Origin of the sequence: Caballeronia sp. LZ029 (genome assembly GCF_031451275.1) — a bacterium.
GTDB classification, from domain to species: domain Bacteria; phylum Pseudomonadota; class Gammaproteobacteria; order Burkholderiales; family Burkholderiaceae; genus Caballeronia; species Caballeronia jiangsuensis.
In genome coordinates this window covers 81,170-104,131 of the sequence record NZ_JARUXO010000001.1, presented here as the reverse complement: position 1 = coordinate 104,131, position 22,962 = coordinate 81,170, and the positions used below count along the sequence as shown (strand labels likewise).

Sequence of the window (22,962 nt, the reverse complement as noted above, 5' to 3'; positions counted from 1 at the left end):
GTTCACACTCCCGATGCCGATGGTGCCTTGCGGTGCCAGTCGGTCGCGCGCTGGAACGCGTCGGCGACCTGGAGCATCCGGGCTTCGTTGAAATAGTTGCCGACGATCTGCAGGCCGACCGGACGACTCGCGTTCGCGCCCGCGCCGAAGCCGCACGGCACGCTCATGCCGGGCAGGCCCGCGAGGCTGACGGACAGCGTGTAGATATCGGCGAGATACATCTGCACGGGATCGTCGGTCTTCTCGCCGAGATTCCACGCGACGGACGGCGCGACCGGCCCCATGATGACGTCGCAGTGCCTGAACGCTTCCTGGAAATCCCGCGCGATGATGCGGCGGATCTTCTGCGCCTGCAGGTAGTACGCGTCGTAATAGCCGTGCGACAGCACATACGTGCCGACCAGAATCCGGCGCTTCACTTCCGGCCCGAAGCCTTCCGCGCGCGACTTCTTGTACATGTCGAGCAGATCGCGGTACTCGGCCGCGCGGTGCCCGTAGCGCACGCCATCGAAGCGCGACAGGTTCGACGATGCCTCCGCCGGCGCGATGATGTAGTACACGGGAATCGACAGCTCGGTCTGCGGCAGCGACACCTCGACGAGCGTCGCGCCGAGCGCTTCGTATTGCTTCAACGCCGCGTCGATGGACGCGCGCACATCGTCGGCGAGACCGGCGCCGAAGTACTCCTTCGGCATACCGACGCGCAGGCCCGCGAGCGGCTTGCCCGCATCGCCGCCGTTCCACGTCTTGCCGAGATAGCGCGTGTAGTCTTCGTTCTCGCGTTGCAGGCTGGTCGAGTCGCGCTCGTCGAAGCCGCCCATCGCGTTGAGCAGCAGCGCGCAGTCGTGCGCGGTCTGCGCCATCGGGCCGCCCTGATCCAGCGACGATGCGAACGCGATCATTCCGTAACGCGAAACGCGGCCGTATGTCGGCTTGATGCCCGTGATGCCGGTGAACGACGCGGGCTGGCGGATCGAGCCGCCGGTATCGGTGCCGGTCGCGGCGGGCGCGAGACGCGCGGCCACGGCAGCCGCCGAGCCGCCCGACGAGCCGCCCGGCACCGCCTTCGAATCCCACGGATTCTTGACCGCGCCGAAATACGAATTCTCGTTGGACGAGCCCATCGCGAACTCGTCCATGTTGGTCTTGCCGAGGCACACCATGCCGGCGTGCTTCAGACGATCGACGACGGTCGCATCGAACGGGCTCGCGTAGTTTTCGAGCATGTGCGAGCCGGCCGTCGACGCCCAGCCGCGCGTGACGAACACGTCCTTGTGCGCGATCGGCAGGCCCGTGAGCGCACCGGCATTGCCCTGCGCGATGAGCGCGTCGGCGGCTTTCGCCTGTTCGAGCGTGAGCTCGGAATCGACGCCGATGAACGCGTTCAACGCCTTCGCGGCCTCGATGCGTTGCAGATACGACTGCGCCAGTTCGACCGCGGAGACTTCCTTCGAGTCGAGCGCCGCGCGCAGTTCGGTCAAGCTCTTTTGATGCATTGCAGTTCCCTGATGAGCGCGGGCATTCGATCCGCGCGCAATGTCACTTGATGGGCGCGTAAAGCGCCTTATTCGATCACCTTCGGCACGAGATAGAGCCCGTCCTGCACGGCAGGCGCGGAACGCTGGAACTCTTCGCGCTCGACACGCTCTGAGACAGCGTCGTCACGCAGACGCAGCGCGACTTCCTCGATCTGCTCGATCGGATGCGCGAGCGGTTCGATGCCGGTCGTATCGACGGCCTGCATCTGCTCGACGAGACCGAAAAAATCGTTGAGGCGCGCAAGCGTGGGTTCGGCTTCGTGGTCGGGCAATTCGAGCCGCGCGAGGTGCGCGATGCGTTTTACGTCGGTCAGGGTCAAAGACATGGAATCACCGGAGAAAGCGTGGACAGCCTCAATCTCGAAAACCTTCGCTGTGACAGCCAGTTACGATCTTGAAAGGAGCCCTCGGAAGCAGGTCTGGCGATGGCATAAAGTGCCATCCTTTTCCTATAGATGCCCACAAATTATAAGGTATCATTACACGTTCGACTCACCCCTGGAACGGCTTGTCAGCGGCTTTCTCCCCAAATCATTGAATTGCGAGAAACGTTTGCGTACGGCGTTCCATTCTGCGGTAGATTTCTTCCCGGATTTGCACTTCGCGGCGAGCGTTCGCTGCCCCGGCAAACCGTTATTTTTTCCGCTGCCGTCCCCGGCGCTCCTCGCGACGAACGGCCACCCAGCGAGACAGGATTTTTGAATGTTCGGTTTTTTGCGCAGCTATTTCTCCAACGACCTGGCGATTGACCTCGGCACCGCCAACACGCTGATTTACATGCGCGGCAAGGGCATCGTCCTCGACGAGCCTTCGGTCGTTTCCATTCGCCAGGAAGGCGGCCCCAACGGCAAGAAGACGATTCAGGCGGTAGGCAAGGAAGCCAAGCAGATGCTCGGCAAAGTGCCGGGCAACATCGAGGCTATCCGCCCGATGAAGGACGGCGTGATCGCCGACTTCACCGTCACCGAGCAGATGATCAAGCAGTTCATCAAGACCGCTCACGAATCCCGCATGTTCTCGCCGTCGCCGCGCATCATCATCTGCGTGCCGTGCGGCTCCACGCAGGTCGAGCGCCGCGCGATCAAGGAAGCGGCACACGGCGCGGGCGCGTCGCAGGTCTATCTGATCGAAGAACCGATGGCCGCTGCAATCGGCGCGGGCCTGCCGGTCTCGGAAGCCACCGGCTCGATGGTCGTCGACATCGGCGGCGGCACGACCGAAGTCGGCGTGATCTCGCTCGGCGGCATCGTGTACAAGGGCTCGGTGCGAGTCGGCGGCGACAAGTTCGACGAGGCCATCGTCAACTACATCCGCCGCAACTACGGCATGCTGATCGGCGAGCAAACCGCCGAAGCCATCAAGAAGGAAATCGGTTCGGCGTTCCCCGGCTCCGAAGTGAAGGAAATGGAAGTCAAGGGCCGCAACCTGTCCGAAGGCATTCCGCGCAGCTTCACTATTTCGAGCAACGAAATTCTCGAAGCGCTGACAGACCCGCTGAACCAGATCGTGTCGTCGGTGAAGATCGCGCTGGAACAGACGCCGCCGGAACTCGGCGCGGACATCGCCGAGCGCGGCATGATGCTGACGGGCGGCGGCGCGCTCCTGCGCGACCTCGACCGCCTGCTCGCGGAAGAAACCGGCCTTCCGGTACTCGTCGCCGAAGATCCGCTGACCTGCGTGGTGCGTGGTTCGGGCATGGCGCTCGAACGCATGGACAAGCTCGGCAGCATCTTCTCGTACGAGTGATCTCCCTGCTGAAGGCTTTCGCTCTCCGTCCCCTGAGCGCAATGGTCTTCGACGCGACAACGAAACACGCCCGCGTAACGCGGCGGGCGCACGGCCCGGCATCTGTCCGGGCCGTTGTCGAAACAGCGTAGGGCAGGTTCGCCACCGGCGATAAAACCTGCAGCATCGATCCATCCGTTCACGCCCTCGGCGCCGACCATGGAATACAGTCCGCCGCCACTTTTCAAGCAAGGCCCCTCCGCGCTCGCGCGCCTGATCTTCTTCGTGGTGCTCGCCATCGCGCTGCTCATTTCAGATGCGCGCTACAGCACGCTGGAAATCGTTCGCGGGATGCTCGGCGCGGGGCTTTACCCGTTGCAGCGCGCCGCGCTGGTGCCGCGCGACATCTTCATGGGCGCGGCCGATCTCGCCGTGACGAGCGCGACCCTGCGCAGCCAGAACGCGAAACTGGCCGACAAAAATCTGGAACTGTCCGTGAAAGCCGGCGATTCGGCCCAGCTCGCCATCGAGAACGCGCATTTGCGCGCGCTGCTCAATCTGCAATCGCGCGCGACCACTGAAGAAACCCCCGCCGAAATCCAGTACGACACGCGCGATCCGTTCACGCAGAAAGTCGTGATCGGCAAAGGTTCGCAGCAGAATATCCAGGATGGCGCGCCGGTCGTCACCGAAGACGGTGTGATCGGCCAGGTGACGCGCGTGTTTCCGCTGCAATCGGAAGTCACGCTTCTCACGGACAAGGATCAGGCCGTGCCGGTGCAGATTGCGCGCACCGGATTGCGCAGCGTGATCTACGGGACGCCGAAGGGCGACACGCTCGATCTTCGCTTCGTGCCGATCAGCGCCGATGTGCAAGCCGGCGACGAACTCGTCACGAGCGGCCTCGACGGCATCTATCCGCCGGGATTGCGGGTCGCGAAGGTGCTGCGCGTCGACAAGCAGGCGGACACGGCGTTCGCGCGCGTCGTCTGCGTGCCGATCGCGGCGGTGCGCGGCGCGCGTCAGTTGCTCGTGCTGCATTACAACGTCAACGTGCCGCCGAATCCGATCGAAGTCGAAGCGGCCGCGGCTGCCAAGGAAGCGAAGGAAAACAAGGGCAAGAAGAAGGCCGCGCCCAAGGCGGCGGCAGCGGCGGGCGCAAGCGGCGCATCGGCGCCTGCGGGCGCGTCCGCTCCGACGCCCGGCTCCGCGGTCGCGGCGACCGCGCCGGCCAAGCCCGTCGAGGCTCCGCCGGCGAAGGCCGCGGCGCCCAAGGCGGCATCGGGCGCGGCGGCGAAGCCTTCGAAGAAGGCGCATGCGCCGAAACCCGCATCCTCGGGAGCCGCGCGATGAACCGCCCGCAATACATCCTTCAGCCGGTCAATCCGTACTTCATTACGTTCAGTCTGGCTGCTGCGTTTCTGCTGAACCTGATGCCGTGGGGACGGCTCATCGGCGTGCCGGATTTCGTCGCGCTCGTACTGCTCTTCTGGAACGTGCATCAACCGCGCAAGGTCGGCATGGGCATCGCGTTCATGCTCGGCATTCTGATGGATGTCCACAACGCGAATCTGCTCGGCGAGCACGCGCTGGCTTACACGCTTCTTTCGTACGGCGCGATCACCATTCACCGTCGCGTGTTGTGGATGACCTTGCCCGTGCAGATGTTCGTCGTCGCGCCGCTCCTCGTGGGCGCGCATCTCGTGCCTTTCATCATCCGCCTGATGACGGGCGCGGCGTTCCCCGGCTGGAGTTATCTGATCAACGGATTCGTCGAGGCGCTGCTCTGGCCGATCGCGAGCTTCCTTTTGCTGATGCCGCAGCGCCGCGCCGCCGACCCGGACGACACGCGTCCAATCTGAGCCTTGCCGCGCAACGCCGCATGACCGGATAAACCGTCGCGCGCGAACTACACTTGAATCGCGAGCAAACCGCGAAAGTTGCATGACCGAAATAAAGAACACCGAGCAACAGTTGTCGAAGTTCCGCCTGCGCGTCGCGGCGGCGGGACTGTTCGTGTTCGTCTGCTTCGGGCTGATCGGACTGCGCTTTCTCTATCTTCAGGTCTGGCATTTCAGCAAATACTCGTTGCAGGCGAACGAGAATCGCATTTCCGTTGCGCCGATCGTGCCGAACCGCGGCATCATCACCGACCGCAACGGCGTCGTGCTGGCGAAGAACTACTCCGCGTACACGCTGGAAATCACGCGTTCGAAGATCAACGGCACGCTCGACGAAACGATCGACGAGCTCTCGCAAGTCATTCCGATCGACGCGCGCGACCGTCGCCGTTTCAAGAAGCTGCTCGAAGACTCGAAGAATTTCGAAAGCCTGCCGATCCGCACGCGTCTCACCGACGAGGAAGTCGCGAAGTTCACCGCGCAGCGCTTCCGTTTTCCGGGCGTCGAAGTACGCGCGCGCCTGTTCCGCCAATATCCGCTCGGCACGACTGCCGCGCACGTGATCGGCTATATCGGGCGCATTTCGCAGCGCGATCAGGAACGCATCGACGACGCGAGCGATGCCAACGACGAAAGCTCGGATCACTACGATCCGCGCCTCGACGCCAACAACTACAAGGGCACGGATTACGTCGGCAAGATCGGTGTCGAGCAGAGTTACGAAACCGAGCTGCACGGCCTGACCGGTTTCGAGGAAGTGGAAGTCACGGCGGGCGGCCGCCCGGTGCGCACGATGTCGCGCACGCAGGCAACGCCGGGCAACAATCTTCAGTTGTCGCTGGATATCGGCTTGCAGCAGGTCGCCGAGCAGGCGTTCGCGGGCAAGCGCGGCGCGCTCGTCGCGATCGAACCTTCCACCGGCGACGTGCTCGCGTTCGTGTCCGCGCCGAGCTTCGATCCGAATTCGTTCGTCGACGGCATCGATCAGCAAACCTGGGACGCGCTCAACAATTCGCCGGATCACCCGCTGCTGAATCGTCCGCTGCACGGCACATATCCACCGGGTTCGACCTACAAGCCATTCATGGCGCTCGCCGCGCTGACGCTGCACAAGCGCACGCCGGGTTGGGGCTTCCAGGATCCGGGTTACTTCACGTTCGGCGGCCACACGTTCCGCAACGACGTGCGCTCGGGTCAGGGCTGGGTCGACATGAACCGCGCGATCGTCGTTTCGAACGACACGTACTTCTACATGCTCGCGCGCGATCTCGGCGTGAACGCGATGGCCGGCTTCATGAAGCCGTGGGGCTTCGGGCAGATCACTGGCATCGATATCGCGGGCGAGGCGCGCGGCATCCTTCCGTCGACGGAATGGAAACGCAAGGCGTACCGCAAGCCCGAGCAGCAGCGCTGGTACGAAGGCGAAACGATCAGTCTGGGCATCGGTCAGGGCTACAACTCGTTCACCATCCTGCAACTTGCGCACGCTACTGCGACGCTCGCGAACAATGGCGTCGTGATGAAGCCGCACCTCGTGCGCGATATCGAAAATCCGATCTCGAAGGTGACGCGCCCTGTGGTGCGCGATCCGAGCGACAAGATCGCCGTACAGCAGAAGGACGTGGATTTCATCAAGCGCGCGATGGAAGGCGTCGTGACCAACGGTACGGCGGCGAAGGTGTTCGCGGGCGCGCCGTATCTGGCGGCAGGCAAGACCGGTACCGCGCAGGTCTACTCGCTGCAAGGCGCGAACTACAAGGGGCACGCGCTCGCGGAGCATCTGCGCGACCACGCGCTGTTCATCGCGTTCGCGCCGGCTGAGCAGCCGAAGATCGCGCTTGCGCTGATCGTCGAGAACGGCGGCTGGGGCGCCGAATCCGCAGGCCCGATCGCGCGCAAGGTGCTCGATTATTATCTGGTCGACCGTCTGAAGCCGGGCGCGGAAGCGGCGGCTGTCGCGGCGGCGGCCTCGGCGACGACCGACGCCGGTCTGCCGACGATCGGAGGCACGCAACCGCCCGCTGCCATCGCATTGCCTGCGTCCGTTGCGAATTCGTCGCCGGCGTTTTCGCCTCAGGCCGCGTCGAATCCCGAGGTCGCGAAGGCGGCTTCCGCGCCGGCGCTTCCCGCTTCCGCCCCGAAAACCTCGAAGCCGCGCGCCGCGTCGGCGACGCCCGCAGCGCCCGCAGCGGCACTGCCCGCGTCCGCGCCAGGCCGCACGCCCGCGCCGAAAAAGCGCCCGACCGAACCGACGCCCTCGATGGTGCGCGGCAATGAAAACGACGGCGTGCGCGTTCTCGCGCCGTCCGGCGGCATCGACGAGTAAAGGAAACCGCCATGCAACTGCACATGCAATTCGACAGACGCGAGCTGCTGGACCGCGCCAAGCGCATGTTCGCGGGCTTCGACAAGCCGCTTGCGCTCATCGTGTTCCTGCTGCTCGGCGTTGGGATCGTGACGCTGTACAGCGCCAGTCTCGATATGCCCGGGCGCGTCGAAGACCAACTGCGCAACATCATGCTCACCTTCGGCCTGATGTGGGTACTCGCCAACATCCCGCCGCAGATGCTGATGCGCTTCGCCGTGCCGCTCTATACGGTCGGCGTCGCGTTGCTGGTCGCGGTCGCCGCGTTCGGGCTGACGCGCAAGGGCGCGAAACGCTGGCTCAATGTCGGCGTCGTGATTCAGCCATCCGAAATCATGAAGATCGCGATGCCGCTGATGCTCGCCTGGTACTACCAGAAGCGCGAGAGCAATATCCGCTGGTGGGATTACATCGTCGGCTTTGTGATTTTGTTGCTACCGGTCGGTCTGATCGCAAAGCAGCCGGATTTGGGCACGGCGGTACTCGTGTTCGCGGCGGGCATGTTCGTCATCTATTTCGCCGGATTGAGTTTCAAGCTGATCCTGCCGGTGCTGATTGCCGCGGTCATCGCGGTGGCGAGCATCGCGGTCTTTCAGGACAAGATCTGTCAGCCGGATGTGGTCTGGCCGATGATGCACGACTATCAAAAGCACCGCATCTGCACGCTGCTCGACCCGACGTCCGATCCGCTCGGCAAAGGCTTCCACACGATTCAGGCGGTGATCGCGATCGGCTCGGGTGGCACCTTCGGCAAAGGCTGGTTGCAGGGCACGCAGGCGCACCTCGAATTCATCCCAGAAAAGCACACCGACTTCATCTTCGCCGTGTTCTCCGAGGAGTTCGGGCTCGCGGGCGGCCTCGTGCTGCTCTTCCTCTACATGGCGCTCATCGCGCGCGGGCTGTTCATCGCGGCGAACGGCGCGACCTTCTTCGGGCGATTACTGGCCGGTTCGCTCACGCTCGCGTTCTTCACGTACGCGTTCGTCAATATCGGCATGGTGAGCGGCATTCTGCCCGTGGTCGGCGTGCCTCTTCCGTTCATGAGTTACGGCGGAACCGCGTTGACGACGCTCGGCGTCGCGGTCGGGCTGATCATGAGCGTCGCTCGTCAGAAACGGCTGATGCAGAGTTAGCGTTTCGCCGTCCTTCTTTTAGACGCAAAAGCCGCGGCTCTCCCGCGGCTTTTTGCTTTTTGCAGCCTGCCTTCACTGCGGCTTCTGCTGCTCCAGTTCCACGCTCAACTGCAGATATTTCAGCTTGGCGGCCGGATCGCCCTGCGCCGCCGCAGCAGCGTAATAGGCACGCGCGACATTCAAGTTCCGCTCGACGCCATCGCCGCCGCGCTCATAGAACGAACCCGCGACATATTGAGCCGTCATGTCGCCGCCTTGTGCAGCCTTCTTGTACCAGGTGAACGCCTGCGTGTTGTCGCGCGTGGTGCCGCGTCCATCGAGAAACTGATTGGCGAGCGCGAGTTCGGCCTGCACGTGCCCCTGATTCGCCGCCCGCAGGAACCAGCGATGCGCTTCCGCCGGATCTTTCTCGACGAACTGTCCATCGTCGTACATCTTGCCGTACACATATTGCGCGTGGGTCATGTTCGCGTCGGCTGCGCGACGCAACCATTTCTTGCCTTCCGGCACGTCAGCCGCGCCGCCCTCGCCGTTGAGCAGCATCATCGCGTAATTGAATTGGGCGAGGCGGCTGCCCTTCTGCGCCGCGCGCCGGAACTCCGAGCGCGCCGCGACGAGATTGCCCGCGTTGTAATCGGCCACGGCGTTTTGCGTGGTGATGTCGGTCGGCTTGGGCGCGTCGTCGGCGTGCGCGACGCCGATCGATATCGACAGGCTCACCGCGGCGACAGCCGACGCGATGGCGGTTTTCATGATCTCGCCTCCTGCAACGCCTGGCGCGTCGCCTTCAACAGCCACATCACATCCGCGCCGATCGCGACGAGCTTGATGCCCGCCGTCGCGTATTGCTTCGCGCTGGCCGCATCGAGCGCGAAGATGCCGCTCGCGATGCCCGCGCGATTCGCCGCATCGACGATTTTCGTGATCGCCGCCTGCACGTCGGGATGCTTGCCGTCGCCGAGATGACCGAGGCTTGCCGCCAGATCCGCCGGACCGATGAACAGGCAATCGACGCCCGGCGTCGCGGCGATTTCGTCGACGGCTTCGAGCGCCGCCACCGATTCGATCTGCACGATCGTCGCGATCTGCGCATTCGCGCTCGCCATGTAATCGCGGCGCATGCCGTATGCCGCCGCGCGCACCGCGCCCGCGACGCCGCGCAAGCCTTGCAGCGCCGATTCCGTCGGATACTGCGTGAGCCGCACGATGCGCGCCGCGTCTTCGGCCGATTGCACGTTCGGGAACATCAGCGTGCGCGCGCCCGCATCGAGCGCGCGTTTGACGAGCCAGCCTTCGTTGGCCGGCACCCGCACGATCGGCTCGCTCGGCAGATGCGCGGCGGCGATCGCGCGCAGTTGAGCGACGACGTCCGCGCTATCGTTCGGCGAGTGCTCCATGTCGATGCACAACCAGTCGAAGCCCGCATGTGCGAGCGCTTCGGCGGCATCGGCGCTGCCGAGCGACAGCCACAGTCCGAACAACGTGCCCGGTTCGGAAAAGCGCTGCTTCAGGGGATTGGTGAATGTGCTCATCGCGCGGCTCCTTCGACAGTTAGAAGGATGACCGCGCGCGGTCGCACTAGTGAAAACGACAGAAGAAGTGACGGCATGCGTGCGCTCCGTGTCTCGTCGCCTCGGGTAGCGGGCGACTCATCGGACGATCATACCGTGACGAACGCGCGCGCGCCGGACGTGCTCCGGGCCGCCCGCGCGCGGGAAATCAGCCGCGCTCGACGTCGGCCCAGCAGTTCGGCGTTTCGAAGAGACGCACGCGCTTCAGCTTGAGATTGACGCCGTAATGGGCGTCGTAGATTTCGGCGAGAATGTTGAAGGCAACCGCCGCCAGGTTCTCTACAGTCGGAATGCGATCCAGGACAACGGTCTTGTGATCCGACAGCGTTTGCAGGAATTCGCGCACTTTGACATCGCCTTCATAAACGATGAACGCGTGATCCCACTTGTTGATGAGATGTTCCATTGCCAGCGCTTTCACGTCGGCGAAGTCCATCACCATGCCGCGGTCGGGCGCGCCTTCCACGTCGACGAGATCGCCTTGCAGCGTGATTTCGAGCACGTAGCGATGCCCGTGCAAATTGCGGCACTGGCTGCGGTGATCGGGAATGCGGTGGCCCGCATCGAATTCGAGTTTTCGGGTAATCGTCTGCACGTCGGCTGACCGTCTTATCAGGGGATGTTCAAATATTTGTGCGTCTGCATCGACAGGCGCCACTTCGGATGGCGCTTGCACCAGTCGATCGCCAGCTTCGTGTTGATGTCGCGCGACGGGCCGTCCATCGGCTGCACGAGAAAGTACTCGAAGTCGAGCTTCTCGTAGTCCGCAAGTCGCTGGTTGTCCTGCGGCACGACGACCTTCAATTCGTTGCCCTTCGTGACGACGAGCGGCGCATCGGCTTTCGGGCTCACGCAAATCCAGTCGATGCTCTCGAGCACGGGCAGCGAGCCGTTCGTCTCGATCGCCATTTCGAAGCCGGCTTCATGCAGCGCGTCGACGAAAGGCTGGTCGATCTGCAGCATCGGCTCGCCGCCGGTGCACACCACGAACCTGTGCGCCGCGCCTTCCGGCCACAGCGATGCGATCTTCGCGACGAGTTCCGCCGGCGTCTTGTACTTGCCGCCATTCTCGCCGTCCGTGCCGACGAAATCGGTATCGCAAAACTGGCACACCGCATCCGCGCGATCTTCCTCGCGCCCCGACCACAGATTGCAGCCCGCGAAACGGCAGAACACGGCCGGGCGCCCGGCATTGGCGCCCTCACCCTGCAACGTGTAGAAGATTTCCTTTACCGCGTACGTCATGACTGCCCTGTGAATCTCGTGAAACCCGTCGTAAAAATCAAACCGGCGCGATGGTGACCTGCTCGCCCGCACGATACGCCTCGTAACCGCGCTTGCGCAGCTTGCACGCCGGGCACTGACCGCAACCGAAGCCCCAATCGTGCAGTTCGGCGCGCTCGCCGACATAACACGTATGCGTTTCGACGCGGATCAACTCGACGAGCGATTCGCCGCCGAGCGTTTCCGCGAGCCGCCAGGTGTCGGCCTTGTCGAGCCACATCAGCGGCGTTTCCAGCGCGTAGCGCGTTTCCATGCCGAGGTTGAGCGCGACTTGCAGCGCCTTCATCGTGTCGTCGCGGCAATCCGGATAGCCGGAAAAGTCCGTCTCGCACATGCCTCCGACGATCACCTTCAACCCGCGCCGATACGCCACCGCCGCGGCAATCGTCACGAACAGCAGATTGCGGCCCGGCACGAACGTGTTGGGCAAGCCGCTCGCGTTCGCCTGAATCTCGATCTCGCGCGTCATCGCGGTATCGCTGATCGCGCCGAGCACGGACAAATCGATCATGTGATCTTCGCCCAGGCGCTCGGTCCACTGCGGAAACTCGCGCGCGATCGCAGCGCGGAAGCCGTCGCGGCATTCGAGTTCCACGCGATGGCGTTGTCCATAGTCGAAGCCGAGCGTCTCTACCGTCTTGTAGCGTTCGAGCGCCCAGGCGAGGCAAGTGGCCGAGTCCTGGCCGCCGGAGAACAGCACGAGCGCGCTGTCTTTAGCGTCTATCCGAGTCACCGTGAAAACTCCGTACTCCGTGAATGAATGGCGTCGCACGTCGCACAGGTGGTCGGAACGACCAGACTTCGCCATGCGCGGCGCGGGCACGACGTCCGCGAGTCCAGTATAGGCCGGCGACCTTCGCCTGGACGCGCACGCCCTTTATGTCGCCGATAGCGGAATTCGAGACAGATGACGGGCGCCGGTGAAGGTTCCGGCGCGTCGCACGAGCGATTCGGAGCGTCGAAAAGAAAAGGACTTGCGGGTCCGAGGACGAGGCAAGTCCTTAATTCGGCGGGAATTTTAGCACGGAGCACGGTTGTTCGCCGAGCTCGGCGCGCGTGGCTTCGACGGACGTTCCTTGTTTGGCGGCGATATCGGAACTATTTGCCGTCGCCAAGCCAGTCGATCCGGCAATTTATGGAAATTCGCTTAACCCGGTCGGCGTCTGGTCGTTATACAGACAAATGACCGCCTGAACAAAAACAAGACCAGCAATTCCTTCCGGGTTTCAGCTAACTCCACGTAATAGCGCGATCGCTCGATTGGATCGCACGGGAGTTATTCGTTCGCATAACGAACGTTTTTTTGATTTCCAAACCCTTCCGCGGGGAGACGCGGAACCGCAGGTCTGTTTCCGATCCGCTCTTTGCCAACGGCGCTCCGGAAACTGCACCGATTTCGCCGATGCACAACTCTCTAATTAGTACTACACACAATGAAAAATTACATTCAGACCAACTTTCGGGCCAACAGCATGATCGGCGCTCTTTCCGGGCCCAGAGCGAACCTGATCGCCGTCGCAGTCACGACCAGCTTGCTGCTCGGTGCGTGCGGAGGCGGTAGCAACGAAGCCTTCGACACGGCTTCCACCGCAGCGGCTGCCGCGGCGAATCGCAACTCGAATGTCGCCGTGAAGAATGCTGCGGCCGGCAGCAGCATCTTCTACGGCGCGAACGGCCACAACAACGAGGGCGGCGCCTACGACATCTCCAGCCCGGCGCTACAGCTCTCGCAGTTACAGGATCTCGGCGTGAAGCTTTATCGGAACGAGGTGTACAGCCAGGGGACCGCCAACAAGCTCGCGGGCATTGCGAAGACGATGGCCGCAGGCGGCGTGACCGTATATCCGGTGATGCTGATGAGCCTCGCCTTCAACAGCGAAACCGACGCCTACAACGCGGGCTACCAGCTCGGCGTCTGGACGGCGACAGCGTACCAATACCCGTACTACGAAGTGACGAACGAACTCGACGCCAACGCGCTTACCGGCAACGTCGACGGCGTCTATCCGCAGCAATTCGACAACGCCAAATTCCAGATCGCGCGCGGCGTGATTCGCGGGATGATCGCCGGCGTGAAGTCGGTCGATCCGAACGGCAAGATCGTCATGGGCGGCGGCACGTGGCTGCACTACGGTCTCGATCAGATGCTCGCGAACGGCACGCAACCCGACGGCACGACGGGTCATCCGGTCGTGAGCTGGGACATCACCGCGTGGCACTGGTACTCGAATATGGGCGACATCACGAACGCGTGCGGCGGCACGGGTTGCCACGACGTGCTCGCGACGTTGCAGCAGATGGGCAAGCCGATCTGGATCAACGAGTTCGGCGTGCGCCCGTGGCTCGGCAGCGATCAGCAGATCGCGGCTTATCTCGTCGGCAACAAGATGATGGCGGAGTTCGTCGCGGTGGCGTCGAAGTACAACATCCAGGCCATTCAGACGTATGAGCTGTATGACGATCCCGCGGGCGGCGAAGGCGCGTACGGTCTCCTGAAGAACGACGGCAAGACGCAGAAGGCGGCCTACACCGCGTTCAAGAATTTCGTCGCCGCGAATCCGAAGTGAGGATCGGATAGCTGAAAAAAAACGGGCAGTCCGCTCACGCGAATGTGCCCGTTTTTCGAATGCGGAAAATGAAAAAGCCCGAGAGCGATGACACTCTCGGGCTTCTTGCATTCTGGTGGCCTGGGGCGGAATCGAACCACCGACACGCGGATTTTCAATCCGCTGCTCTACCAACTGAGCTACCGGGCCAACGAAGAGGTGAAACTATAGCAGACTCATTTGCGCCCCTCAAGCCCCCCGGCGCATTTTTCTGAAAATGTCCGGGGGCCGCGCTCAAACCTCGTTCTTGTTCTTTCCGAGATCGACGCCCAGTTGCTTCAGCTTGCGATAAAGATGCGTGCGCTCTAGCCCCGTCTTCTCGGCGACGCGCGTCATGCTGCCGTTCTCGCGTGCGAGGTGATACTCGAAGTAAGCGCGCTCGAACGCATCGCGCGCATCGCGCAAGGGGATATCGAACGAGATGGATGCCGTCTGCCCCGCCTGACTCTGGGGCGCGCCGCCTGCCGCCGCGTCGCCCGATGCGTTCAGCGACGAAGCCGTCGGCAGCGCGGCCGCCACCGGCACGCCCGATGCCATCGCGCTCGACGGAGGCTTCGCTATCGTCGACACGGGTGCCGCCGCGGAGCCATGCGCGAGTCCCTGCTCGACAGCCTTCAGGAGCTTTTGCAGCGCGATCGGCTTTTCGAGGAAGTTGAGCGCGCCGATCTTCGTCGCCTCGACGGCCGTGTCGATGGTCGCGTGCCCCGACATCATGATCACCGGCATCGTCAGCTTGCCCTGCGCGGCCCACTCCTTCAGCAGGGTCACGCCGTCGGTATCGGGCATCCAGATGTCGAGCAAAACGAGATCGGGTGTTTGCTGCAGGCGGTAGTCGCGCGCGTGCTGCGCGTTCTCCGCTACTTCAACAACATGGCCTTCGTCGCTCAGGATCTCGGAGAGCAGTTCCCGGATCCCCATTTCATCGTCTACCACCAGGATGGTTGCCATTTACGCTGCCCTTGTCTGCACTGTTGCTTTTGTCGTTCCCTGATTCGCCGCCGAACCGGCACCCGGACGTGTTGCGCCGGGCGCCGCGGTATCGTCCGCGAGTTGTAGAAACAGAATCGATATCTGCGCGCCTTCGATCACATCCGCGGTCTTCGAGCGGTTGCGTATGTCGATGCGCGCGCCGTGCTCGTCGACGATCTTCTTCACGGTTGCAAGTCCCAGGCCCGTGCCCTTTGCCTTCGTCGTCACGTAAGGCTCGAAAGCACGCGAAAGGATACGCGCCGGGAAGCCCGAACCGTTATCCGAGACCGTGAGGCGAACCGCGACACGCGCATGTCCCGAAGCATCGGGCTCGCCATATTCTACTGTCCTCGTTTCGAGCAGCACGCGCGGCTCCGCGACGTCCGCCACCGCGTCCTGCGCGTTCTGCAGCAGGTTGTGGATCACCTGGCGGATCTGCGTTGCGTCACCGCGAATCACGGGCAGCTTCGCGAGGTCCACCTTGATCGGCGTCTTGCCGTCCTCGATGCCGTAGAGCGTCAGCACTTCCGCGACGAGATCGTTCAGTTGCAGATTGCCGAGCACCGCGGGCGGCGTGCGCGCGTATTCGCGGAAATCGTCGACCATCTGCTTCATCGCCTGCACCTGATTGACGATGGTCGTCGACGCCCGCTTGAGCACGTCCGCATCGGGCGGCGCGAGCTTGTCCGCGAGTTTCATCTGCAAGCGCTCGGCGGAAAGCTGAATCGGCGTGAGCGGATTCTTGATCTCGTGTGCGAGACGCCGCGCGACTTCGCCCCACGCGACCGAACGCTGCGCCGAGATCACGTCGGAGATGTCGTCGAACACGACGACGTAGCCGGTGGTTTCGGCATCGTCGCTATCGCTTTCGGTCACGCTCAGCAACTGCGTGCCGCGCACGAGGAGCGTCAGCGGATCGTTCTCGCCGGGCACCGTCACCGCGACCTGCTGCTGCCAGTGACCGCGATCGCCGATCGGATGGCCGCTGCCGACTTCGGCCGCATCGCGCTCCGCGAAGGCCTTCTTCACCATCGTGCCGAGCTCGGCGAGAACGCCGATCTGATCGAGCGGCTGATTGAGCAGCGCGCCGAACGGCTGGCGGAAGATGCGCTCCGCGCCGCGATTCGCGGTGGTCAAGCGGAACTGCCGGTCGAACACGAACACGCCCGCCGTCAGATTCGCGAGAATGCTTTCGAGATACGCCTTCGAATGCTCCAGCGCGACGCGGTTGTTCTCGACCGCCGCGCGCGCCTCGGAAAGCTGGCGCGTCATCGCGTTGAAGGACTGCGTAAGGAATCCCAGCTCGTCGCGCGAATTGATCTCTCGTTTGGGCGTGTAGTCGCCTTCGGCCACTTCCTTCGTACCTTGCGCGAGCAGAAACAGCGGCCGCGCGAGCTGATTGCCGAGCGCGAGTGCGAGCATCATCGCGATGAAGGTCGCGAGAAAGAGCGCGAGCGTCAGCGTGCCGATATACATCTTGCGCAAGCCCGTGCGCCCGAGCCGCTTTTCCTGATACTCGCGATACGCGCGCTGCACGGCGTCGGCATTGCGCGCGAGTTCCTGACTCACGGGTTGCTCGATCTGCAGGAAGCGATCGACATGCTGGAATTCGGTGGTCGTAGTCGGATCGGGGATCTTCGTGACCACGCGCAGACGCAGCGCGCCCTTCGGCCCATTCGATTTCGGATCGCCGTCGATCTCGCCCTCGATCGCGCCATACGGATGATCCTGCGCCTCCCTGAGCATCGTGCCGGTCGGTTCGTTGGCGGGCAGGAGCGCGTAGTAATTGCCCGATGCCTGCGCGACCGTGCGAAGCCCCGGCACCCTCAGCGAGCTGTTGTTCGATGCGAGATCTTCGCGGTTGTACTGATCGCGCGGCCGCTCGAACACGACCGCGTCCTGCACGCCGTATTGATCGCGCAGGCGCAGGAGCGACAGCGTGAGACTCGATGGATCGGCGCTTGCGAGCTGATCGCTCATCTGCCGGCCGCGATTCTTGAAATCGGCGAGCGATGATTCGAGCATGCCGCGGCCGAGCGTCAGGCCCGACGAGAGCGCTGTCTCGACATTCACGTCGAACCACGATTCGATGCTTCGCGACACGAACTGATACGAAACCACGTAGATGATCGCGCCCGGCACGACACCGACGAGCGCGAAAATGAAGGCGAGCTTCGCGAGCAATCGCGTGCCGAAACGCCCCTGCCTCACCCGCGACACGATGATGATGAACAGGCTGATGACGATCAGCATGAAGACGACCGCCACCGCGACGTTCGCCGCGTAGAGCCAGCCGTAGTAGCGGTCGAAGAATTCGGTGTTCGCACTCGCGAGCGCGAGCATCACGAGCAGCAGAACTGCCGTGAGCGCCACCGTGGAGACCAGCAAACGGACGACGAAACTCTTGATGTCCGTGCGGCCGCGTCGAAATCTATTTCGCACGTTCTGCCGCCGTAAAAGTAAAACGCTTCCAGTCCGAGGAAAGGTTCCAGTCTCGGTTGTTCACCGCGTCGATCTGGAACGGCTTGGGCATGAGCGCGATGTCGAGCTGCATGCGCACCGATGCGGTATAGGTTTCGCCGCCATGCACCTGATTCCGGTCGATGACGTGCCACGAAGTCACGTGCTTGATGACCGCGAGCGCCTCATTGAGCGAGGCGAAACGCAACTGCAGGCCGCCCGTCGATACACGATACTCGTTCGTCAGCGGCTGATAGGAAAGCCGGATGCTCTGCGACACATTGACCGGCTCTTCGTCGAACCAATACCAGCGCGGCCTCGACAGATTGAAATCGATAGTGAAATAGAGCGGCACGCTGCGGTTCACGGCATCTTCGAGGCTGTTGTTCAGGTCGAAGTCGAAATGCGCGTCGAGACTCCAGCCGGCGTTGTCCGCTTGAAGCGACGCGCGCTGCACGGCGATCGTCTCGGCAAACGCGGGGTCGGCTGCGGCGAACGTCAGCCAGAGCGTCAGCGCAGTCCAGATGACGGCCGCGAGCCGAAGCGGAAAAAAGCGTTTGATCGTCACCGTTTCTGAAAGCGCGCGTAGAAAAATCCGTCGTGGTCCGCGAAGGTCTCCGCGTCCCGGCCCGGGTCCGCGAGATTTGTACCGTCCGGTGAGCCTTGCACCGCGCCCGCGCTCGCGCGCGCCGCTGTCGGTAACAATTGCCCCGGCGCGTCCAATCGTACCGCATCTTCATGCGCGGTTCCAAACCAGCGGGCCTGTTCTTCGCCTTCCTCGGGAAAGATGGAGCATGTCACGTACAGCAGTTCGCCGCCCTTCGCGACGAGCGGCCACAGCGCGCTCACGATGCGCCGCTGCTCGGCGACGAGCGCATCGATGTCCGATGGGCGCCGCAGCCAGCGGATGTCCGGATGACGGCGCACGATGCCCGACGCCGAGCACGGCACGTCGGCGAGAACGCGATCGAACGGCACGCCGTCGAACCATTGCGCGGGATCGCCCGCGTCACCCACTTCGATTTGCGCCTCGAGTTTCAGGCGCCTCAGATTCTGTCCGATGCGGCCCGAGCGCTCCGCGTCGCTTTCGAGCGCGATCAGATCGACGTTCGCGAGTTCGAGAATATGCCCCGTCTTGCCGCCCGGCGCGGCGCACGCGTCGAGTACGCGCATGCCGTCTTTCAGGCCGAGCAGTTGCGCCGCGCGTTGCGCGCCCGCGTCCTGCACCGAGACGACGCCTTCGTCGAAGCCCGGAATGCGATCGACGGGCATCGGCGTTTTCAGGCGCACCGCGTGAAGGCCCACGGCTTCGGCTTCGATATGCGCGTCTTCGAGGCGCGCGAGATATTGATCGACGGTGGCGTGACGCGCATTCACACGCAACGTCAGCGGCCCTTGCTCGTTGCCCGTTTCGAGAATGCGCTCCCATGCTTCGGGCTGTCCGCGCTTCACGGCATCGATCCACCATTGCGGATAATTCCAGCGCGCGACGGGATCCTTGCGCGCTTCATTGATGAGCGTTTCGCGCTCGCGCAGGAAATTGCGCAGCACCGCGTTGACCAGACCTTTCGCGAACGCGAATTCGCGCCGCGCCGCGATTACGCTCACCGCCTGGTCGACGACGGTGAAAGGCGCGTAGGCCGCGTGCGCTTCGTCGTCGGTCAGCAGCGTGAACGCGCAGACGAGCACGTTCGCGACATGCGGCGGCGGCGCCTTCTTCACGAGTTTGCGCAGGAGCGCATCCGCGAGCGCGAGACGGCGCATCGCGCGATACGCGATGTCCTGCACCGCCCCACGCGCCTCCGCATGCTTCGCCGACGCGATGACGGTCTGCAACGCGGCCGGCAGCGCCGAGCCCGCGCGCACCGCGCCCACGGCCTGCGCCGCGCAATCCAGCGCGAACGCGAGCGAATCGGGCGCGAGATGGAGAGCGCTCAGGCGGGAATGCGCGGCGGCGGGCCGCCGGGAAGGCTTGTCGGTCATTGAGAAACGAGAACGGTCGAGCGGCAAGCGGACGGCTTGCGTGAACGAGGATTGTAACTTGCGGGGATCGCGCGCCCGGACGGGCTGCCGACGACAAGCAAAAAGGCCGTTCCGGCGCAACCGGAACGGCCTTCGTTAAAACGTCGATTGTCTTGGAAGCGGGCTTAGAAGCGGCCCGTGCGCGCCATTTCCATCAGACGCGCGACGCGCTCTTCCGTCGCCGGGTGCGTCGAGAACAGATTCGCGATGCCGCCGCCCGAGAGCGGATTCATGATCATCATCTGCGCGGTCGCCGGGTGCGCTTCCGCCGTCGGGAACGGCACGCCGGTGGCGTAAGCGTGAATCTTCTCCAGCGCACTCGCGAGCGCTTGCGGATCGCCTGAAATCTCCGCGCCGCCGCGATCGGCTTCGAACTCGCGCGCACGCGAAATCGCCATCTGGATCAGCGCGCCCGCGATCGGCGCGAGAATCGCCACCAGAATGCTCGCGATCGGATTCGACGGACGGCCTTCGTCGTCGCGCCCGCCGAAGAACATCGCGAAGTTGGCGAGCGCGGAGATCGCACCGGCCATCGTCGCGGAGATCGTCGAGATCAGGATGTCGCGGTGCTTCACGTGCGCCAGTTCGTGCGCCATCACGCCGCGCATTTCGCGCTCGGACAGCACACGCAGAATGCTCGTGGTCGCCGCGACCGCCGCGTGCTCGGGGTTGCGGCCCGTGGCGAACGCGTTCGGCGCGTCTTCGTTGATCAGATAGACGCGCGGCATCGGCAATTGAGCGCGCGTGGCCAGCTCGCGCACCATGCGATAGAACTGCGGCGCGGTGGTCTCGTCGACTTCCTGCGCGTTGTACATGCGCAGGACCATCTTGTCCGAGAACCAGTACGAAAAGAAATTCATGCCGAGCGCGATGATCAGCGCGAGCATCATGCCCTTCGACCCGCCAATTACACCGCCGATCACGACAAAGAGGGCCGTGATCGCAGCCATCAGCATCGCGGTTTTGACCCAGTTGAACATTTCCGGAGCTCCTCTCCCTAATACGCTGCGCGAAGTGCGCGGTTACCCGGCCGACACGACCGGAGCCACGATTGTAAGCAAAATGTTAGATATGGGCGTCCATCAATAATTCAATCCGCAGTTGGGCGATTTATCGATGCGAAGTCGCGAGCTTGATGCCCAAACCGACGAACGCGCTGCCGACGCCGCGATCCAGCCACTTTTTCACGCCGGATTTGCCTGCGAAGCGCTCCGTGACGCTGCCCGCGATCCATGCGACGAAGCTGTTCCAGACCGTGCTCATCGCGATGAAAACAATGCCGAGCGTGAGGAAAGCGAGCGTTTTGTGTTGACTGTCCGCGGCGACGAATTGCGGAAAGAACGATACGAAGAACAACACGACCTTCGGATTCAGCACATTCGTGACGAAACCCTGCGCGAAAAGCTGGAGCAGCGATTTCGGCGGGGCTTTTTCGTTTGTCTGCGCCGCGCGGGAGGGCTCTGCATCGTCATGCTTCGTGAAAATCAGACGCACGCCGAGATAAATCAGATAAATCGCGCCGGCAACCTTGATGACGGTGAACGCTGTCGCCGATGCGGCGAGGATCGCCGTCAGACCGAACGCGCACGCGAGCGTATGGATGATGCAGCCAGCCGAAATGCCGAGCGCCGACACGATGCCGGCGCCGCGCCCCTGAGCGACACTGCGCCCGACGATGTACGCAGTATCGGGGCCGGGCGTGACGTTGAGAAGAAATACGGCGACGAGGAAGAAGGCAAAACCGGTGATGCCGAGCATCGAAAACTCCAGACGGGCGAGTGCGTGGTGACAACTATTTATTTTAGCGCCGCGCCCGTTTCGCCGTCCCTTACTGGAGCGCGAAACGCTGGCCTTTCGCGAGCGACGCGCCCGCGAGAAATTCGCGCACGGGCAGACGCTTGCCGCCGGGCTTTTGCAGTTGCGTGAGTTTCAGCGCGCCGCCGCCACAGGCCACGACGATGCCGTCCGATGAAACTTCGATGATCGTGCCGGGTTCCGCATTCGATGAAGCCGCGACCGGTTGCGCGGCCCAGATCTTGATCGCGGCGTTGTCGAGTGTGCCGAACGCGCCGGGAAACGGATCGAACGCGCGAATCTGGCGCGCGAGTTCTTCCGCCGGACGCCGCCAGTCGAGCGCGGCCTCGTTCTTGGCAATCTTTTCGGCGTACGTCGTGCCTTCTTCGGGCTGCGGCGTGGACGGCAGCGAACCATCGCGTTCGAGATCACGCAATCCCGCGACGATCAACTCGGCGCCCATTTGCGCGAGCCGGTCGTGCAGCGTGGCCGTGGTGTCGTCGGGGAGAATCGGGGTGCGGGCTTCGCGGATCATCGCGCCGGTGTCGAGGCCGGCGTCCATCTGCATCAGCGTGATGCCGGTTTCGGCGTCGCCCGCTTCGATCGCGCGATGGATCGGCGCAGCGCCACGCCAGCGCGGCAGCAACGACGCGTGGATGTTGATCGCGCCGCGCGGCGGGATATCGAGCACTTCCTGCGGCAGGATCAGCCCGTAAGCGGCGACGACCATGACATCGTGAGGCGTGGCGCGCAACAGGTCGATGGCCTCCGCCGCTTCTTGCGGATATTTGCCCGCGCGCCGCAGCGAAGTGGGTTGCGCGACCTTCAAACCGTGCTCGACGGCGAAGCGCTTGACCGGGCTTGCGTTCAGCTTCATGCCACGCCCGGCGGGCCGATCGGGCTGCGTGAGCACGAGCGGCACGGAAAATCCCGCCGCATGAATGGCCGCGAGCGCCGCGGCAGCGAATTCCGGCGTCCCGGCGAAAACCACGCGCAACGATTGAGTCATCGGTTACAGCGCCTTTTCCAGCTTCTTCATCTTGCCGCGAATGCGCGTCTGCTTGAGCGACGACAGATATTCGACGAACACGTGACCCGCCAGATGATCCATTTCGTGCTGGATGCAGACCGCGAGCAGACCGTCGCAATCGAGCTCGAAGGTTTCGCCCTTCTCGTTCAGCGCCTTCACGCGCACCTTGTCGGGACGCTCGACGAAATCGTAAATGCCGGGCACCGAGAGGCAACCCTCTTCCCATTCCTTCTTCTGGTCGCTCGTCCAGACGAGTTCCGGGTTGATGAACACCATGAGCTGGTCGTGCGCGTCGGAGACATCGATCACGATCACGCGCTCGTGCACGTCCACCTGCGTCGCGGCGAGCCCGACGCCGGGCGCGGCGTACATCGTCTCGGCCATGTCGGCGACGAGCTTGCGGATGCGGTCGTCGACCACGGCGACGGGCTTCGCCACCTTGTTCAGCCGCTTGTCCGGGTAGTTGAGTATCTTGAGCAGAGCCATGATTCGGATTGTCTACGCGCGCCGCGGCACGTGTAAATCGGCCATTCGGCCAGGTTGCGGGTGAGTGGCGGCATGCCG

The 22,962-nt window shown here is 63.4% G+C and carries 21 protein-coding genes and 1 tRNA gene; 6 read left to right on the top strand and 16 right to left on the bottom strand.

Annotated features, from left to right (window positions below):
- Positions 1 to 2: 2 nt before the first annotated feature.
- Positions 3 to 1,496 (bottom strand): Asp-tRNA(Asn)/Glu-tRNA(Gln) amidotransferase subunit GatA, encoded by a 1,494-nt coding sequence (gene gatA, locus QCE73_RS00495; protein WP_309879389.1) that lies wholly within the window; start codon positions 1,494 to 1,496, stop codon positions 3 to 5.
- Between the two features lie 68 nt (positions 1,497 to 1,564).
- Positions 1,565 to 1,864 carry an Asp-tRNA(Asn)/Glu-tRNA(Gln) amidotransferase subunit GatC gene (gene gatC / locus QCE73_RS00490; protein WP_035509719.1) on the bottom strand — a complete coding sequence of 100 codons (300 nt, stop codon included), beginning with the start codon at positions 1,862 to 1,864 and terminating at the stop codon, positions 1,565 to 1,567.
- A gap of 376 nt (positions 1,865 to 2,240) precedes the next feature.
- Between gatC and QCE73_RS00485 the strand changes: the two genes are divergently transcribed.
- The 5 genes from QCE73_RS00485 (at position 2,241) to rodA (ending at position 8,662) form a co-directional block, all read left to right on the top strand.
- Positions 2,241 to 3,284 carry a rod shape-determining protein gene (locus QCE73_RS00485; RefSeq protein WP_004189550.1) on the top strand — a complete coding sequence of 348 codons (1,044 nt, stop codon included), beginning with the start codon at positions 2,241 to 2,243 and terminating at the stop codon, positions 3,282 to 3,284.
- A gap of 198 nt (positions 3,285 to 3,482) precedes the next feature.
- A complete protein-coding gene (mreC, locus tag QCE73_RS00480) occupies positions 3,483 to 4,616 on the top strand; it encodes a rod shape-determining protein MreC (RefSeq protein WP_035509723.1) in 1,134 nt (377 codons plus the stop codon).
- A complete protein-coding gene (mreD, locus tag QCE73_RS00475; RefSeq protein ID WP_008352165.1) occupies positions 4,613 to 5,125 on the top strand; it encodes a rod shape-determining protein MreD in 513 nt (170 codons plus the stop codon). Before mreC ends, mreD begins: the two co-directional genes overlap by 4 nt.
- A gap of 82 nt (positions 5,126 to 5,207) precedes the next feature.
- Positions 5,208 to 7,490, top strand: a complete 2,283-nt coding sequence (gene mrdA / locus QCE73_RS00470) for a penicillin-binding protein 2 (protein WP_309879388.1) — start codon at positions 5,208 to 5,210, stop codon at positions 7,488 to 7,490.
- Between the two features lie 23 nt (positions 7,491 to 7,513).
- Entirely contained in the window at positions 7,514 to 8,662 is a 1,149-nt protein-coding gene (gene rodA / locus QCE73_RS00465; protein ID WP_035509799.1) for a rod shape-determining protein RodA, read from the top strand.
- Between the two features lie 72 nt (positions 8,663 to 8,734).
- Here the strand turns inward: rodA and QCE73_RS00460 are convergent, their stop codons facing one another.
- The 5 genes from QCE73_RS00460 to queC form a co-directional block, all read right to left on the bottom strand.
- Positions 8,735 to 9,415, bottom strand: a complete 681-nt coding sequence (locus QCE73_RS00460) for a tetratricopeptide repeat protein (RefSeq protein WP_309879387.1) — start codon at positions 9,413 to 9,415, stop codon at positions 8,735 to 8,737.
- A complete protein-coding gene (locus QCE73_RS00455; RefSeq protein ID WP_309879386.1) occupies positions 9,412 to 10,194 on the bottom strand; it encodes an aldolase/citrate lyase family protein in 783 nt (260 codons plus the stop codon). The genes QCE73_RS00460 and QCE73_RS00455 overlap by 4 nt, the downstream gene beginning before the upstream one ends.
- 187 nt (positions 10,195 to 10,381) lie before the next feature.
- The gene (queD, locus tag QCE73_RS00450; RefSeq protein ID WP_309879385.1) at positions 10,382 to 10,828 is read right to left on the bottom strand and encodes a 6-carboxytetrahydropterin synthase QueD; all 447 of its coding nucleotides are present in this window, start codon (positions 10,826 to 10,828) and stop codon (positions 10,382 to 10,384) included.
- A 17-nt stretch (positions 10,829 to 10,845) separates the two neighbouring features.
- Complete coding sequence (gene queE / locus QCE73_RS00445; RefSeq protein ID WP_035509738.1) at positions 10,846 to 11,478, bottom strand: 7-carboxy-7-deazaguanine synthase; 633 nt, start codon at positions 11,476 to 11,478, stop codon at positions 10,846 to 10,848.
- Between the two features lie 37 nt (positions 11,479 to 11,515).
- Complete coding sequence (gene queC / locus QCE73_RS00440) at positions 11,516 to 12,250, bottom strand: 7-cyano-7-deazaguanine synthase QueC (protein ID WP_035509741.1); 735 nt, start codon at positions 12,248 to 12,250, stop codon at positions 11,516 to 11,518.
- Between the two features lie 700 nt (positions 12,251 to 12,950).
- Here queC and QCE73_RS00435 point away from each other — a divergent pair.
- On the top strand, positions 12,951 to 14,084 hold the full coding sequence (locus QCE73_RS00435; protein WP_404989722.1) for a lipopolysaccharide biosynthesis protein: 1,134 nt from the start codon (positions 12,951 to 12,953) through the stop codon (positions 14,082 to 14,084).
- 113 nt (positions 14,085 to 14,197) lie between these two features.
- Here QCE73_RS00435 and QCE73_RS00430 read toward each other — a convergent pair.
- The 9 genes from QCE73_RS00430 to def form a co-directional block, all read right to left on the bottom strand.
- Positions 14,198 to 14,273: transfer RNA gene (locus tag QCE73_RS00430), tRNA-Phe, on the bottom strand.
- Positions 14,274 to 14,357: 84 nt separating this feature from the next.
- Positions 14,358 to 15,071 (bottom strand): response regulator transcription factor EsaR, encoded by a 714-nt coding sequence (gene esaR, locus QCE73_RS00425; RefSeq protein WP_035509744.1) that lies wholly within the window; start codon positions 15,069 to 15,071, stop codon positions 14,358 to 14,360.
- Positions 15,072 to 17,534: a sensor histidine kinase gene (locus tag QCE73_RS00420; protein ID WP_404989721.1), complete on the bottom strand. Its 2,463-nt coding sequence runs from the start codon at positions 17,532 to 17,534 to the stop codon at positions 15,072 to 15,074.
- Positions 17,524 to 18,120, bottom strand: a complete 597-nt coding sequence (locus tag QCE73_RS00415; protein WP_035509747.1) for a DUF4390 domain-containing protein — start codon at positions 18,118 to 18,120, stop codon at positions 17,524 to 17,526. The genes QCE73_RS00420 and QCE73_RS00415 overlap by 11 nt, the downstream gene beginning before the upstream one ends.
- Positions 18,117 to 19,535, bottom strand: coding sequence for a 16S rRNA (cytosine(967)-C(5))-methyltransferase RsmB (gene rsmB, locus QCE73_RS00410; protein ID WP_309879384.1), 1,419 nt, complete (start codon positions 19,533 to 19,535; stop codon positions 18,117 to 18,119). Before rsmB ends, QCE73_RS00415 begins: the two co-directional genes overlap by 4 nt.
- Before the next feature lie 164 nt (positions 19,536 to 19,699).
- A complete protein-coding gene (htpX, locus tag QCE73_RS00405) occupies positions 19,700 to 20,554 on the bottom strand; it encodes a zinc metalloprotease HtpX (RefSeq protein ID WP_309879383.1) in 855 nt (284 codons plus the stop codon).
- Between the two features lie 130 nt (positions 20,555 to 20,684).
- Positions 20,685 to 21,332 carry a LysE family translocator gene (locus tag QCE73_RS00400; RefSeq protein WP_035509766.1) on the bottom strand — a complete coding sequence of 216 codons (648 nt, stop codon included), beginning with the start codon at positions 21,330 to 21,332 and terminating at the stop codon, positions 20,685 to 20,687.
- 70 nt (positions 21,333 to 21,402) lie between these two features.
- Positions 21,403 to 22,377 carry a methionyl-tRNA formyltransferase gene (gene fmt / locus QCE73_RS00395; RefSeq protein ID WP_309879382.1) on the bottom strand — a complete coding sequence of 325 codons (975 nt, stop codon included), beginning with the start codon at positions 22,375 to 22,377 and terminating at the stop codon, positions 21,403 to 21,405.
- A 3-nt stretch (positions 22,378 to 22,380) separates the two neighbouring features.
- Positions 22,381 to 22,884 carry a peptide deformylase gene (gene def / locus QCE73_RS00390; RefSeq protein WP_187608207.1) on the bottom strand — a complete coding sequence of 168 codons (504 nt, stop codon included), beginning with the start codon at positions 22,882 to 22,884 and terminating at the stop codon, positions 22,381 to 22,383.
- Positions 22,885 to 22,962: the final 78 nt, after the last annotated feature.

What these genes read in the sequence shown, in the direction of transcription:
- gatA (WP_309879389.1), bottom strand. Translation starts at nt 1,496, where the DNA reads ATGCATCAAAAGAGCTTGACCGAACTGCGCGCGGCGCTCGACTCGAAG.
- gatC (WP_035509719.1), bottom strand. Translation starts at nt 1,864, where the DNA reads ATGTCTTTGACCCTGACCGACGTAAAACGCATCGCGCACCTCGCGCGG.
- QCE73_RS00485 (WP_004189550.1), top strand. Translation starts at nt 2,241, where the DNA reads ATGTTCGGTTTTTTGCGCAGCTATTTCTCCAACGACCTGGCGATTGAC.
- mreC (WP_035509723.1), top strand. Translation starts at nt 3,483, where the DNA reads ATGGAATACAGTCCGCCGCCACTTTTCAAGCAAGGCCCCTCCGCGCTC.
- mreD (WP_008352165.1), top strand. Translation starts at nt 4,613, where the DNA reads ATGAACCGCCCGCAATACATCCTTCAGCCGGTCAATCCGTACTTCATT.
- mrdA (WP_309879388.1), top strand. Translation starts at nt 5,208, where the DNA reads ATGACCGAAATAAAGAACACCGAGCAACAGTTGTCGAAGTTCCGCCTG.
- rodA (WP_035509799.1), top strand. Translation starts at nt 7,514, where the DNA reads ATGCAATTCGACAGACGCGAGCTGCTGGACCGCGCCAAGCGCATGTTC.
- QCE73_RS00460 (WP_309879387.1), bottom strand. Translation starts at nt 9,415, where the DNA reads ATGAAAACCGCCATCGCGTCGGCTGTCGCCGCGGTGAGCCTGTCGATA.
- QCE73_RS00455 (WP_309879386.1), bottom strand. Translation starts at nt 10,194, where the DNA reads ATGAGCACATTCACCAATCCCCTGAAGCAGCGCTTTTCCGAACCGGGC.
- queE (WP_035509738.1), bottom strand. Translation starts at nt 11,478, where the DNA reads ATGACGTACGCGGTAAAGGAAATCTTCTACACGTTGCAGGGTGAGGGC.
- QCE73_RS00435 (WP_404989722.1), top strand. Translation starts at nt 12,951, where the DNA reads ATGAAAAATTACATTCAGACCAACTTTCGGGCCAACAGCATGATCGGC.
- esaR (WP_035509744.1), bottom strand. Translation starts at nt 15,071, where the DNA reads ATGGCAACCATCCTGGTGGTAGACGATGAAATGGGGATCCGGGAACTG.
- rsmB (WP_309879384.1), bottom strand. Translation starts at nt 19,535, where the DNA reads ATGACCGACAAGCCTTCCCGGCGGCCCGCCGCCGCGCATTCCCGCCTG.
- htpX (WP_309879383.1), bottom strand. Translation starts at nt 20,554, where the DNA reads ATGTTCAACTGGGTCAAAACCGCGATGCTGATGGCTGCGATCACGGCC.
- QCE73_RS00400 (WP_035509766.1), bottom strand. Translation starts at nt 21,332, where the DNA reads ATGCTCGGCATCACCGGTTTTGCCTTCTTCCTCGTCGCCGTATTTCTT.
- fmt (WP_309879382.1), bottom strand. Translation starts at nt 22,377, where the DNA reads ATGACTCAATCGTTGCGCGTGGTTTTCGCCGGGACGCCGGAATTCGCT.
- def (WP_187608207.1), bottom strand. Translation starts at nt 22,884, where the DNA reads ATGGCTCTGCTCAAGATACTCAACTACCCGGACAAGCGGCTGAACAAG.